This is a genomic window from Pasteurella sp. XG20, from assembly GCF_018968665.1.
Lineage (GTDB): Bacteria > Pseudomonadota > Gammaproteobacteria > Enterobacterales > Pasteurellaceae > Pasteurella > Pasteurella multocida.
In genome coordinates, this window is sequence record NZ_CP076656.1 from 1,341,687 (window position 1) to 1,355,118 (window position 13,432).

At 39.6% G+C, this 13,432-nt stretch carries 8 protein-coding genes, 2 tRNA genes and 3 rRNA genes; 1 reads left to right on the plus strand and 12 read right to left on the minus strand.

The genetic code is table 11. The annotated features are described in order from the left end of the window. Nucleotides 1-244 precede the first annotated feature (244 nt). On the plus strand, nucleotides 245-835 hold the full coding sequence (locus tag KPF51_RS06115; RefSeq protein ID WP_231113979.1) for a hypothetical protein: 591 nt from the start codon (nucleotides 245-247) through the stop codon (nucleotides 833-835). Nucleotides 836-1,082: 247 nt separating this feature from the next. Here the strand turns inward: KPF51_RS06115 and rrf are convergent. The 12 genes from rrf to KPF51_RS06175 all read right to left on the minus strand — a co-directional run bounded on the left by rrf (nucleotide 1,083) and on the right by KPF51_RS06175 (nucleotide 13,383). Further along, nucleotides 1,083-1,198: ribosomal RNA gene (rrf, locus tag KPF51_RS06120) — 5S ribosomal RNA — on the minus strand. A gap of 164 nt (nucleotides 1,199-1,362) precedes the next feature. After that, a 23S ribosomal RNA gene (locus tag KPF51_RS06125) occupies nucleotides 1,363-4,261 on the minus strand. A 320-nt stretch (nucleotides 4,262-4,581) separates the two neighbouring features. After that, nucleotides 4,582-4,657: transfer RNA gene (locus tag KPF51_RS06130), tRNA-Ala, on the minus strand. Nucleotides 4,658-4,718: 61 nt separating this feature from the next. After that, nucleotides 4,719-4,795 (minus strand) — tRNA-Ile (locus KPF51_RS06135). Nucleotides 4,796-4,878: 83 nt separating this feature from the next. After that, a 16S ribosomal RNA gene (locus KPF51_RS06140) occupies nucleotides 4,879-6,423 on the minus strand. Together the 16S, 23S and 5S rRNA genes with 2 tRNA genes alongside form the textbook arrangement of a ribosomal RNA operon. A gap of 367 nt (nucleotides 6,424-6,790) precedes the next feature. Continuing rightward, complete coding sequence (gene rpiB / locus KPF51_RS06145) at nucleotides 6,791-7,234, minus strand: ribose 5-phosphate isomerase B (RefSeq protein ID WP_005754359.1); 444 nt, start codon at nucleotides 7,232-7,234, stop codon at nucleotides 6,791-6,793. 2 nt (nucleotides 7,235-7,236) lie between these two features. Next, complete coding sequence (gene alsK / locus KPF51_RS06150) at nucleotides 7,237-8,136, minus strand: allose kinase (protein WP_059246141.1); 900 nt, start codon at nucleotides 8,134-8,136, stop codon at nucleotides 7,237-7,239. Between the two features lie 9 nt (nucleotides 8,137-8,145). Next, the gene (gene alsE, locus KPF51_RS06155; RefSeq protein WP_269199292.1) at nucleotides 8,146-8,817 is read right to left on the minus strand and encodes a D-allulose 6-phosphate 3-epimerase; all 672 of its coding nucleotides are present in this window, start codon (nucleotides 8,815-8,817) and stop codon (nucleotides 8,146-8,148) included. Nucleotides 8,818-8,828: 11 nt separating this feature from the next. After that, entirely contained in the window at nucleotides 8,829-9,776 is a 948-nt protein-coding gene (gene alsC / locus KPF51_RS06160; protein ID WP_059246140.1) for a D-allose ABC transporter permease, read from the minus strand. A 17-nt stretch (nucleotides 9,777-9,793) separates the two neighbouring features. Then, the gene (gene alsA, locus KPF51_RS06165; RefSeq protein ID WP_061405927.1) at nucleotides 9,794-11,317 is read right to left on the minus strand and encodes a D-allose ABC transporter ATP-binding protein AlsA; all 1,524 of its coding nucleotides are present in this window, start codon (nucleotides 11,315-11,317) and stop codon (nucleotides 9,794-9,796) included. A gap of 64 nt (nucleotides 11,318-11,381) precedes the next feature. Beyond that, a complete protein-coding gene (gene alsB / locus KPF51_RS06170) occupies nucleotides 11,382-12,320 on the minus strand; it encodes a D-allose transporter substrate-binding protein (protein ID WP_005725574.1) in 939 nt (312 codons plus the stop codon). A 208-nt stretch (nucleotides 12,321-12,528) separates the two neighbouring features. Next, nucleotides 12,529-13,383, minus strand: a complete 855-nt coding sequence (locus KPF51_RS06175) for a MurR/RpiR family transcriptional regulator (RefSeq protein ID WP_061405926.1) — start codon at nucleotides 13,381-13,383, stop codon at nucleotides 12,529-12,531. Nucleotides 13,384-13,432 lie beyond the last annotated feature (49 nt).

Sequence of the window (13,432 nt, forward strand, 5' to 3'; positions counted from 1 at the left end):
CAAAAAAGCCGACGTTAAGTCGGCTTTTTCTTTATGTTCAATATTCCAAATATAAAATCCCCTACTTTCATAAAAACACACTGTTTTTGGATTCATCTCGGCATCGTTTATCGTGTTAGAGCTATTGCTTTTCTCATTACCAACTGACAACGGAAGAATGCTTTACCGTAAAAACAATATGTAGTAAATTTGGAATCAGGTATAACTTAATTCAGAGCCTAGGATCTTAGTAAGGAGTGCTAAAATGAAAAAAACGCTTGTACTTTCTTGTTGCATCGTTGCGTTATGTGCATGTAAAGCAGAAATAGAAAAAGATATCTCATTAAAAGCCTTATTGAATGAGCCAATTAAAGTAGAAAGTGGTATCTTAAATGTTGAGATTGCAACATGTTCTAGCCATGAAGACTCTAGAAAGCCCTCCGATGCCCTTATTCAAATTCAACAAAAAATTCCTAATGTTTTTGATAATGCTGTTTATAAAGAATGCTATCAAAAAAACTTTAATTCTTTTGCAAGTTTTGAAATCCCTATTGCTGTGGGGAAATTGGATGATAGCTCAGAGATAAAACATAACGTAAATATTTATAGTTATAAAAATCACTATTTAAATGTTCAAACAAGCGATAAATTAGCAAAAAATATCCGTGACTTTATGGATAGAGAATATCTCTCTGACCTCGCATTAAGCCTAACACTCAAGATAAATAATGATACAAATCAAGCTCTGGATGTCACCTTCATTTCCGCCTATGTGAATGATTCCCCTGTTGATTTCTTACCCCTCACCTTTAAACAAGGGGAAAGTATTGAAGTGAAATTGTCTAATGCTTCATGAGATATGCTTTGGCAATATGAAGCATCACCAAGTGTAAGTGTGATGACAAAAGGCTTTGAGCTTGATGACATTCTAAAATAAATCTAGCAGCACTCAATGGGTCATCGTGCATGTAATCACAGCATAGCGCCCCTGAGGTTTCCTCATTTCCATGCTTTTTATACGAATGACACTCTCCCCATATCCTCACTCTCCCCAAACACAAAAAAACCTCAAGTATCTCTACTTGAGGTTTCTTCTCATTCAGACCTGGCGGTGTCCTACTCTCACATGGGGAAGCCCCACACTACCATCGGCGTTACAGCGTTTCACTTCTAAGTTCGGCATGGAGTTAGGTGGGTCCACTGCACTATCGCCGCCAAGATATTCGGTTGATGTCTTCTCTTGTCTTCTCTATTCTTCTGTTCTTCCTTCGTGCTTTCTTCACTCTCGCACTTTAATCAAAAACAAGCTGTCTAAAGTAATTTTCTCTTCTTCGTCTTTTCGTCTAACGTCTCACTCAACACCCAAAAACACTTGAGCGTTGTATAGTTAAGCCTCTCGGGCAATTAGTATTGGTTAGCTCAATGTATCACTACACTTACACACCCAACCTATCTACGTCGTAGTCTACAACAACCCTTACTGACTTAAAGTCAGGGATGACTCATCTCTTGGCAAGTTTCGTGCTTAGATGCTTTCAGCACTTATCTCTTCCGCATTTAGCTACCCAGCATGCCTCTGGCGAGACAACTGGAACACCAGTGATGCGTCCACTCCGGTCCTCTCGTACTAGGAGCAGCCCCAATCAATCATCCAACGCCCACGGCAGATAGGGACCGAACTGTCTCACGACGTTCTAAACCCAGCTCGCGTACCACTTTAAATGGCGAACAGCCATACCCTTGGGACCTACTTCAGCCCCAGGATGTGATGAGCCGACATCGAGGTGCCAAACACCGCCGTCGATATGAACTCTTGGGCGGTATCAGCCTGTTATCCCCGGAGTACCTTTTATCCGTTGAGCGATGGCCCTTCCATTCAGAACCACCGGATCACTATGACCTGCTTTCGCACCTGCTCGACTTGTCTGTCTCGCAGTTAAGCTTGCTTATACCATTGCACTAACCTGACGATGTCCGACCGTCATTAGCAAACCTTCGTGCTCCTCCGTTACGCTTTGGGAGGAGACCGCCCCAGTCAAACTACCCACCAGACACTGTCCGAGTACCCGTTTCAGGCACTTCGTTAGAACATCAAACGTTAAAGGGTGGTATTTCAAGGTCGCCTCCACAATGACTGGCGTCACTGCTTCAAAGGCTCCCACCTATCCTACACATCAAAATTCAATGTTCAGTGTCAAGCTATAGTAAAGGTTCACGGGGTCTTTCCGTCTAGCCGCGGGTACACCGCATCTTCACGGCGATTTCAATTTCACTGAGTCTCGGGTGGAGACAGCCTGGCCATCATTATGCCATTCGTGCAGGTCGGAACTTACCCGACAAGGAATTTCGCTACCTTAGGACCGTTATAGTTACGGCCGCCGTTTACTGGGGCTTCGATCAGGAGCTTCTCTTTCGATAACACCATCAATTAACCTTCCAGCACCGGGCAGGCATCACACCCTATACGTCCACTTTCGTGTTTGCAGAGTGCTGTGTTTTTAATAAACAGTTGCAGCCAGCTGGTATCTTCGACTTACTTCACCTTCATCCGCAAGGGACTACAATTACTGTAAGCGCACCTTCTCCCGAAGTTACGGTGCTATTTTGCCTAGTTCCTTCACCCGAGTTCTCTCAAGCGCCTGAGTATTCTCTACCTGACCACCTGTGTCGGTTTTCAGTACGGTTTAGATAAACCTGAAGCTTAGTGGCTTTTCCTGGAAGCAGGGTATCAGTTACTTCAGTCCCTTAAGACCTCGTCATCAGCTCTCAGTGTTTATAAAGACCCGGATTTGCCTAAGTCTTCCACCTACCACCTTAAACAGACATCCAACAGTCTGCTAACCTAACCTTCTCCGTCCCCACATCGCAGTTTATCCAAGTACGGGAATATTAACCCGTTTCCCATCGACTACGCTTTTCAGCCTCGCCTTAGGGGCCGACTCACCCTGCCCCGATTAACGTTGGACAGGAACCCTTGGTCTTCCGGCGAACGAGTTTTTCACTCGTTTTATCGTTACTTATGTCAGCATTCGCACTTGTGATACGTCCAGCAACCCTCTCGAGCCACCTTCATCCGCTTACACAACGCTCCCCTACCCAACAGAATAAATTCTGATGCCGCAGCTTCGGTGCTATATTTGAGCCCCGTTACATCTTCCGCGCAGGCCGACTCGACTAGTGAGCTATTACGCTTTCTTTAAATGATGGCTGCTTCTAAGCCAACATCCTAGCTGTCTAAGCCTTCCCACTTCGTTTCCCACTTAATATAGACTTTGGGACCTTAGCTGGCGGTCTGGGTTGTTTCCCTCTCCACGACGAACGTTAGCACCCGCCGTGTGTCTCCTGAGTATCACTCTTCGGTATTCGCAGTTTGCATCGGGTTGGTAATCCGGGATGGACCCCTAGCCGAAACAGTGCTCTACCCCCGAAGGTGTCCGCTCAAGGCTCTACCTAAATAGATTTCGGGGAGAACCAGCTATCTCCCGGTTTGATTGGCCTTTCACCCCCAGCCACAAGTCATCCGCTAATTTTTCAACATTAGTCGGTTCGGTCCTCCAGTTAGTGTTACCCAACCTTCAACCTGCCCATGGCTAGATCACCGGGTTTCGGGTCTATACCTTGCAACTCAACGCCCAGTTAAGACTCGGTTTCCCTTCGGCTCCCTTATTCAGTTAACCTCGCTACAAAATATAAGTCGCTGACCCATTATACAAAAGGTACGCAGTCACAAGGTTGCCCTCGCTCCTACTGCTTGTACGTACAGGGTTTCAGGTTCTATTTCACTCCCCTCACCGGGGTTCTTTTCGCCTTTCCTTCACAGTACTGGTTCACTATCGGTCAATCAGGAGTATTTAGCCTTGGAGGATGGTCCCCCCATCTTCAAACAGGATTTCTCGTGTCCCGCCTTACTTATCGTAAGCTTAGTTCCACTAACATACTTTCGAGTACGGGATTATCACCCTCTTTGATTTGGCTTCCCAGCCAATTCCTCTAATATGCTAGCTAAAACTTACTGGCTCTTCCGCTTTCGCTCGCCGCTACTCACAGAATCTCGGTTGATTTCTTTTCCTCGGGGTACTTAGATGTTTCAGTTCTCCCGGTTCGCCTCAATAAACTATGTATTCATTTATTGATAGTAGATTCTTCATCTACTGGGTTTCCCCATTCGGATATCTTGGATTAAACGCCTCTTATCGACTCATCCAAGCTTTTCGCAGATTAGCACGTCCTTCATCGCCTCTGATTGCCAAGGCATCCGCCCTGTACGCTTAGTCACTTAACCATACAACCTCAAGTATTCTTACTTAATCTCAATTAATCCATTAACCTTTGCTAATGCATTAATCAAGTTTCATCACCTTGATGTTGTGTTTAAACGCTAAACACTTGCATGCCTTTTTTCATGCAAGATTTTTCTACTCAGACTTTCTTTCGAAAATCTCTTCAGTTTTTCAGCTTGTTTCCAATTTTTTAAAGAACAGTAAAGACAAGTCAAAATGGCTTCGCCATTTTTCGCTCATCATTGCTAAATATTCTTAATGTAAGAACCATTAATCTATCCAGACTAATGCCATTTACACAAAACACTTAGCAATGATGATTTGGTGGAGATAAGCGGGATCGAACCGCTGACCTCCTGCGTGCAAGGCAGGCGCTCTCCCAGCTGAGCTATATCCCCATTCACATCATTACAATGCGCCGTCATCCCTTTTCGCTTCACTCTTTTGCTTTCGCTTGAGTGGTGGGTCTGAGTGGACTTGAACCACCGACCTCACCCTTATCAGGGGTGCGCTCTAACCACCTGAGCTACAGACCCAAAAGGATTTCGGTTTTTTGTCTCTTCATTGACACAATCTACCAAACAATCTGTGTGAACACTTGCAGTCGCTTCATTTTAGGTAAGGAGGTGATCCAACCGCAGGTTCCCCTACGGTTACCTTGTTACGACTTCACCCCAGTCATGAATCATACCGTGGTAAACGCCCCCCCAGAAGGTTAAGCTATCTACTTCTGGTACAACCCACTCCCATGGTGTGACGGGCGGTGTGTACAAGGCCCGGGAACGTATTCACCGCAACATTCTGATTTGCGATTACTAGCGATTCCGACTTCATGGAGTCGAGTTGCAGACTCCAATCCGGACTTAGATGCACTTTCTGAGATTCGCTCAAGCTCGCACTCTCGCTGCCCTCTGTATGCACCATTGTAGCACGTGTGTAGCCCTACTCGTAAGGGCCATGATGACTTGACGTCATCCCCACCTTCCTCCAGTTTGTCACTGGCAGTCTCCTTTGAGTTCCCGACCGAATCGCTGGCAACAAAGGATAAGGGTTGCGCTCGTTGCGGGACTTAACCCAACATTTCACAACACGAGCTGACGACAGCCATGCAGCACCTGTCTCTAAGTTCCCGAAGGCACAAGCTCATCTCTGAGCTCTTCTTAGGATGTCAAGAGTAGGTAAGGTTCTTCGCGTTGCATCGAATTAAACCACATGCTCCACCGCTTGTGCGGGCCCCCGTCAATTCATTTGAGTTTTAACCTTGCGGCCGTACTCCCCAGGCGGTCGATTTATCACGACGTTAGCTTCGGGCACCAAGCATATAGCCCAATCCCCAAATCGACAGCGTTTACAGCGTGGACTACCAGGGTATCTAATCCTGTTTGCTCCCCACGCTTTCGCACATGAGCGTCAGTACATTCCCAAGGGGCTGCCTTCGCCTTCGGTATTCCTCCACATCTCTACGCATTTCACCGCTACACGTGGAATTCTACCCCTCCCTAAAGTACTCTAGACTCCCAGTCTGAAATGCAGTTCCCAAGTTAAGCTCGGGGATTTCACATCTCACTTAAAAGTCCGCCTGCGTGCCCTTTACGCCCAGTTATTCCGATTAACGCTCGCACCCTCCGTATTACCGCGGCTGCTGGCACGGAGTTAGCCGGTGCTTCTTCTGTAATTAACGTCAATGATGCTATCTATTTAACAACATCCCTTCCTCATTACCGAAAGAACTTTACAACCCGAAGGCCTTCTTCATTCACGCGGCATGGCTGCGTCAGGGTTCCCCCCATTGCGCAATATTCCCCACTGCTGCCTCCGTAGGAGTCTGGACCGTGTCTCAGTTCCAGTGTGGCTGGTCATCCTCTCAGACCAGCTAGAGATCGCAGGCTTGGTAGGCCTTTACCCCACCAACTACCTAATCCCACTTGGGCTCATCTTATGGCAGGTGGCCCTAAGGTCCCACCCTTTCCTCCTCAGAGAATACGCGGTATTAGCTGCAGTTTCCCACAGTTATCCCCCTCCATAAGCCAGATTCCCAAGCATTACTCACCCGTCCGCCACTCGTCAGCAAAGAAAGCAAGCTTTCTTCCTGCTACCGTTCGACTTGCATGTGTTAAGCCTGCCGCCAGCGTTCAATCTGAGCCATGATCAAACTCTTCAATTCAAAGTTCAATCGCTCAATAAACTGCTTAGCTAAAAGTTTACATTTACTTCAAAAGTATCATGAATTTTCAGTATTAAGCACCTATTAAGACTTCAATTTTAAAATTTTTTAAATGAAATCAATCAACAAGTGCCCACACAGATTGTCTGTTAGATTGTTAAAGAACAAAAAACAACGACGCGAGGTGTATCTACTATCTCGTACAACGTCGCGTCGTTGTGTGGGGCGTATTATAGGCATTTTAAAACCCTTTGCAACCCCTTTTGACAAAAAAAGTTAAAATTCTCTGTATTCGATATTTTTTTATACAAAATGATAAAAAACATCACGCATCTAGTACATCTAGTACATCTAGTACAAAGTATGATTACATTTGTTCTAATTTATCAATCATCTCCAACCTGCGCTGATGTCTTCCCGCATCATAGGGAGTATTTATCCATAAAGTCACTAATGCTAACGCCTTTTCAGGAGTGATAATATTGGCGCCAAAAGAAATGATATTTGTATCATTATGCTCCCTACACATTAATGCTGTAAATTCGTCACTACATAATGCACATCGAATCCCTTTAATTTTATTTGCAGCAATGGATATCCCAACACCAGTACCACAAATTAAAATTCCAAATTCAGACTCTTCAATGATAACTGAATCAGCAACAGCCTTAGCATAAATAGGATAATCTGTACGTTTATCCGTAAAAGTCCCTTTATCAAAGAGTATATGCCCTTGTTTTTTCAACTTATCAATTAAGAAATTTTTATGTTTTAAACCAATATGGTCTGAACCTATTGAAATTTTTTTCATTTTTATTTCCTTAATTTTTGTAAAGCATAAATTGCTGCTCCAATAGCACCGTTAGTAGCTGATGAACTAGCTTTTAATATAATTATTCTTTGATATGGAAGAGGTTTTCTTACATATTGACCAATCATCAATTTCAGTTGTTCTAATGGAAAATATGGCATATCAATAATACCACCACCTAAAACTAGATAATTTGGATCAAAAAGATTAACCGTCGTACTGATGGCTTTAGCAATATTATTTAAATAATCTTGAATAAATGCATTTTGACATTCATATTTAAAAATATGCTCAATTGGGAAATCAAAATGATTATCTTCAAACCAATTTTTTAAGATGATTCCGGAACAACAAGTTTCTAGACAACCATAATTTCCACAACTGCATTGTATCTGACTATCCCCATAAGGAATATGTCCCAATTCACCAGCAACTCCGTTAGCACCAATAAATAATTTCCCATTACACCAAATAGAAAAACCGATTCCTGTTCCAAGATAAGTTCCCAAGACCAATTTATCTTGAAGTTGAAAATGATGGACATCAAATGTCATTTGTAAATTAACATCACGCTCCAGTAAAACTGAGCAATTAAATTTTTTGCTCAGTTTACTTGTCAACAAATCAAGTTCTGTTCCCAAGATAGGTAAATTAGGAATAGATAATACTTTCTTTCTATCTAGAGAAATCGTTGCTGGCAAGCCAATTACAATATGCTTAATACGTTTACTTTGTGTAAATTTTTGACAGAATTGTGCTATACCATCAATAAAATTGTCAGTAATCACTTGTTTGGTTTTATCTTTTTTAATAAGTAAAATCTGATGATTGAGATCCATAACACAAATTCTGATATGTGTTGCCCCCATATCAACTCCTACCACAACATCGATAAAGCTCATCTTTTACTCCTAGTATTGAGAAATTTCTTTTTCCATCATATTCCAAGCATCAATGATATTATCGGCATTGTTAAATAACCCTGAAGTTCCCACAATTAAAACATCAGCACCAGCTTCAATTAATGCTTGATAAGTTTTAGGATTACAAGAACCATCAACCTCAATTTGGTAAGTTAATTGGTTTTTTTCCCTAAAGACTTTAAGCTCTTCAATTTTATCTAACATTTCCGGTATAAAAGTTTGTCCAGCAAACCCAGGATCCACAGTCAAAACAGTGACTTTATTAGCTTTATGTAAATAATATTTCGCATTTTCTATCGCACTTTCAGGATTAAAAATAATACCTACCTTCATACCTAATCTCTGAATTTTATCAATAATACGGAACGCTTGACCTGAAATTGTTTCTACATGTAATGTCACCATATCACAACCGGCTCTAGCAAGCTCATCAATATAATTTTCAGGATGAACTACCATTAAATGGCAATCTAAGGGTTTGCTAGTCAATTTACGTACTTGACTAACAAAAAAAGGAGATAAAGTTAAGTTAGGTACAAAATGTCCATCCATAATATCTATATGAAAATAGCCTACTTTTTTATCTAGAAACTCAAGTTGTTCATTAAATTTGGTTAAGTCCATACACATTAATGATGGTGCTATTAAAACTTTCATCATATATTCCTCAATTAACGGCTAATTAAACGATCCAGAGCAACTGCCACAATAATTAAACTCCCCATAACAACAAGTTGATAATAGGTTTGTACTTGTAAAATATTCAGACCATTGTTAATAGTGCCGATAATTAGCCCTCCAATCACGACAGAAAATACTCGCCCTTTTCCACCAAAAAAGCTGGTTCCACCAATTATCGCACTTGCAATAGCATAAGTTTCAAAACCTACTCCAGCTAAAGGTTCTGCGGCACCTAAGCGAGCTGTAGAAACTACGCCAGCCAATCCAGCACAAATCCCTGAAATAACAAAAACCGCCATCGTATGAAATTTGACATCAATGCCAGAATAATAGGCTGACTCTTTGTTACCCCCTAATGCATAAATATTACGTCCAAGTCGAGTTTTATTAGTTAAAAACCAAAGAAATAGTGCAACAAGCAAAGCAAATATCACTGGAATGGGAATCCATAAAATATCCTGTGAAAAGAAATCCACAAATTCAAAAGAAAAACCGTAAACAGAATTGGCATCAGAAATAACTAACGTTGCTCCTCGAAAAATTGCATTAGTTCCTAGAGTAATAATAAATGGATGTAGCCCAGTATAATTTACTAAAGCACCATTAATAGCTCCTAATCCTCCACCAACGCAAATACTACCAATCAGTGAAGCTAAAATAGGATCAATACCAACAATCATCAATTTGGCCGTAACCATTCCTGATAACGCTAAAATAGAACCTACAGACAAATCAATACCTGCAATTAAAATTGCAAAAAATTCTCCCATTCCGATCAACACAGTTACAGAGCTTTGAACAAAAATTTGTCGTATATTATTGGTTGTTAAAAAATATTGGCTAGAAATCGATCCAAAAATTACTAAGATAATAGTAAGAATAAAGAAAGTTCCGTATCTATCCCAGAATTGAGGAAAATTAAATTGATTCACTTGCATAAATGGCTCCTATATTGCTAGTCCTGTGGCAATGCCCATCGCATAATTTCTTCTTCTGTAAGTGCTGTATTATTTTCAAGAATTCGTGTAATTTTCCCTTCTCTGAATACAGCGATCCGATCACATACTGCCATGATCTCGGGTAATTCTGATGAAACCATTAAAATTGCTTTACCTTGTTGAGCTAACTGACGCATGATTTTGTAAATTTCAGTTTTTGCTCCAATATCAATTCCTCTAGTTGGCTCATCAAAAATAATCACGTTCGGCTCACAAACCATCCATTTTCCAATAATCACTTTTTGCTGATTCCCACCTGATAATTGCATAATATTCTGTTCAATTGAGGCACATTTAATATTCAGAATAGACTTTTGCTGCTCCGCACATTCTTGTTCATACTTGTGATTAAACAAACCAATAGCCCCTTTATAGCCACCGTCCTTTAGACTCTTTGATAAAACAATATTTTGTTTAATCGAAAAATTATGAAAGAAACCATTGCCACGACGATTTTCTGTAATATACGCCATACCTTTTTTAATCGCATCTAAAGGAGATTTAGGACTAATTTCTTTCCCATCTAAATAAATTTTACCCGTGACACATCTATCAACACCAAATAAACAATTCATTAACTCTGTACGGCCAGAACCAACCAAACCAGAAAATCCTAGGATTTCTCCTCGATATAAAGAAAAAGAAACATCATTAACTTGTTTTAAATTTTTACTTGTAACACCTTTTACTTCAAAAATAATATCGTCTAACTTTACCTTTCCAGTATTAATAAATTTAGACTCAATTTCTCGTCCAACCATTAATTTAATTATCTGATCATTAGTAATATCCTGAATATTTCCTGAAGCAACTGATTTTCCATCTTTTAAAATAGTATAACGTTCACAGATCTGCCGAATCTCATTCATTTTATGAGAAATATAAACAATTGCTTTTCCATCTTTTTTAAGTTGTTTCATAATAAAAAAAAGATATTCAATTTCAGCATTTGTTAAAGAAGATGTGGGCTCATCCATAATAATAATTTTCACATCTGAAATTAAAACTTTAGCAATCTCTATCATTTGTTTATAAGAAATTGACAAATTACTCACTTTCTCATCTAAATCGATTTTTAAACCTAAACGCAGTAAGGTGATTACTGCTTGAGATCGCATTCTATCCCAATCAATTATTGAGATTCCTAAGACCTTTTTAGTCAATAAACGTCCAATAAAAAGGTTTTCTAAAACACTAAGTTCATCAATCAAACTTAATTCTTGATAGATAATGCCAATTCCTAGCTCAGCTGCAACTTTATGATCGAGAAATTCGTATTGTCTCTCATTAATGGCAATACTTCCCGAAGTAGGTCGATGTAATCCAGATAATAATTTCATTAATGTTGATTTTCCCGCACCATTCTCACCTAATAATGCATGTATTTCATGGCTATAGATATCCATGTTGACTTTATCTAATGCCTTGACAACACCAAAATGCTTAGAAATATTCCTCATTTGAACGAGTATTTGGCTCATATTCTTCTCCTACTTTAATAAGGGAAATTAGAGACTTACCTAATTTCCCAAAGTGCGGTAGAATTTATTCTTTTATAACAAGAATAGAATCTACTGTTGCTAATATAGGATCGTTATCTACTGAGTTTTGTTTACCTAATTTTTGAGCCTCAACTAATAAACGTAATCCTTTTGCTCCAATTTCAGCAGGATCTTGCGCAACTGTTGCAGTTAATTTTCCTTCAGAAACCATTTTTCTAGCTTCAGGTACACCATCTGTACCAACTACGAGTACTTTACCTTGCTTGCCTGCATTTGCTACCGCTTGAGCTACTCCCATTGCCATAGTGTCATTTGCTGCATAAAAAGCTTTAATATTTGGGTTACGTGAAAGTACATTAGTCGCGACATCAAGAGCCTTAATTCGATCCCAATCTGCCGGTTGACTTGCTACTAACTTAATTTGCGTATTTTTCTCAAAAATTTCTGTTGCACCACGTTTTCTAGCCTCTCCCGAAGCATTACCTGCTTTTCCCTCAATAATAGCAACGTCACCACCATTTTTACCTAATTGTTCAACAATAAATTGAGCGGCTTTGCCGCCAACAGCTACATTATCTGTAGTAATAAAAGCCTCTACATTTCCTCCAGCTTTACGTAAATTATCAAGATCTACTTTCTCATCTAAGTTAACAAGGTAAATTCCCTTTTTATAAGCTTTAGCGGCCGGCATAACTAAATTAGCTGGTGACAGTGGAGCAAATGCAATGCCCTTATAGCCCTTATTCATTAGATCCTCAAAAAGTTGTAGCTGAGATTGATAATCTCCTTCTGATGGTGAAGCAAAAATATCGACAGAAACATTGAGAGTCTTAGCTTCCTTTTCTACACCAGATTTCATCTCAACCCAGAATGGATTGGATAAAGTTTTTAAAATAACAGCATAATCTGCTGAATAAGCAGAAATAGAACATGCTAATCCCATAACAGCTAAACAAGATTTAAAGATTTTTAGGCTTTTCATAATAATCTCCTAGCATAAAGTGAAAATAGACTGTTGAATAAACAACATTAAGAAACAAACATAAAACTTCACTGAAGATTATCTTATGTTTTGTTTTACCTTACTTATATCAAAAAAATACGACAAAAAAAGCGATCAACTTCACAAATTTAATATTTTTGTAAAGTTAAAGGTTAAAACAAGGACGAGTAGGATAAATTGGAACAGATTATTTTTGACGAAACATTTCTGTAGAATTGAACGTTTTTTGTAGGTTTTCCTCGGCTCTTTGCATATCTAACTTAGCAACAGCCATAAAAAAAGCGTCTACTAAAATTAATTGTAAAATACGAGCTGATGCATTTTTACCTAGTAGCTGAGTGTCTGGGGCAGGAGTACATATCACAAAATCAGATAATGCAACAATAGGAGAAATATCACTATGGGTAATACAAATAATTTTCGCGCCATTTTCACGCGCTTCTTTAACAACTTTTAATAAATCTGCTGTTTTACCTGAATGAGAAACGACTAAAACTACATCTTGTTCAGATAACAAAGAAGCAGACATCATCATTAAATGAATGTCACGGAAAGTATTACAACGAATGCCAATGCGCAAAAATTTATGTGCTATATCATCACAAATTGAATTAGAGCCACCCGCTGCATAAAGATCACGCTGTTTAGCTGCAAAAAAACAGAGTGCTGCTCGCTCCAATACTTTGGTCTCTAAAATAGATTTGCCTTCCAAAATTGTTTGTAGCGATACATTAAATACTTTATTAATCAAGTCCTGTACACTGTCTTGCTTGGAAAGCTCAATAGTATCCGTATTAGTTGTTTCAAAAGATGACACTATTTTTTGTCTTAATTCACGAAAACCCGAAAAACCTAAAATTTTAGCAACTTTAACAACTAATGCTTCAGAAACAGATAAAGATTCAGCTACAAAATTCAACGAAGTTTGCTTATTGAACTTAGTTGAATCTAACAACCAATCAACCACTTTCTTCTCTGTTTCTGTCATTCCTTCTCGTTTCATTCGAATATTAGGAAGTAAAGAGTTTAATTCATTTGGCATAGTGTTTTCTCATTGAATTTTTGAATGCGTTATAACACACTACTTTCGA

Bases quoted from the DNA above. Each gene is read 5' to 3' on its own strand.
- KPF51_RS06115 (WP_231113979.1), top strand. From the start codon at position 245: ATGAAAAAAACGCTTGTACTTTCTTGTTGCATCGTTGCGTTATGTGCA.
- rpiB (WP_005754359.1), bottom strand. From the start codon at position 7,234: ATGAAAAAAATTTCAATAGGTTCAGACCATATTGGTTTAAAACATAAA.
- alsK (WP_059246141.1), bottom strand. From the start codon at position 8,136: ATGAGCTTTATCGATGTTGTGGTAGGAGTTGATATGGGGGCAACACAT.
- alsE (WP_269199292.1), bottom strand. From the start codon at position 8,817: ATGATGAAAGTTTTAATAGCACCATCATTAATGTGTATGGACTTAACC.
- alsC (WP_059246140.1), bottom strand. From the start codon at position 9,776: ATGCAAGTGAATCAATTTAATTTTCCTCAATTCTGGGATAGATACGGA.
- alsA (WP_061405927.1), bottom strand. From the start codon at position 11,317: ATGAGCCAAATACTCGTTCAAATGAGGAATATTTCTAAGCATTTTGGT.
- alsB (WP_005725574.1), bottom strand. From the start codon at position 12,320: ATGAAAAGCCTAAAAATCTTTAAATCTTGTTTAGCTGTTATGGGATTA.
- KPF51_RS06175 (WP_061405926.1), bottom strand. From the start codon at position 13,383: ATGCCAAATGAATTAAACTCTTTACTTCCTAATATTCGAATGAAACGA.